Origin of the sequence: Bowmanella yangjiangensis (assembly GCF_017255015.1) — a bacterium.
GTDB lineage: Bacteria > Pseudomonadota > Gammaproteobacteria > Enterobacterales > Alteromonadaceae > Bowmanella > Bowmanella yangjiangensis.
Map to the genome: position 1 here is coordinate 1 of NZ_JAFKCS010000902.1, position 285 is coordinate 285.

The following is a 285-nucleotide window of genomic DNA, read 5'->3' on the forward strand; positions in this document are numbered from 1 at the left end:
TATGGATCTGAAGCGCGGTATCGACAAAGCTGTTGCCGTTGCCGTTCAGGAGCTGAAAGCCCTGTCTGTACCTTGTGCCGACAGCAAAGCTATTGCTCAGGTAGGTACAATCTCTGCTAACTCTGACGAAGAAATCGGTAAGATCATTGCCGATGCCATGGACAAAGTAGGCAAAGAAGGTGTTATCACCGTAGAAGAAGGTCAGGCGCTGCAAAACGAGCTGGACGTGGTTGAAGGTATGCAATTCGACCGTGGCTATCTGTCTCCTTACTTCATCAACAAGGC

The 285-nt window shown here is 49.5% G+C and carries 1 pseudogene; it reads left to right on the forward strand.

The features are described 5' to 3' along the window. A pseudogene (locus tag J0A65_RS27150) lies at positions 1–285 on the forward strand (TCP-1/cpn60 chaperonin family protein); the annotation flags it as partial.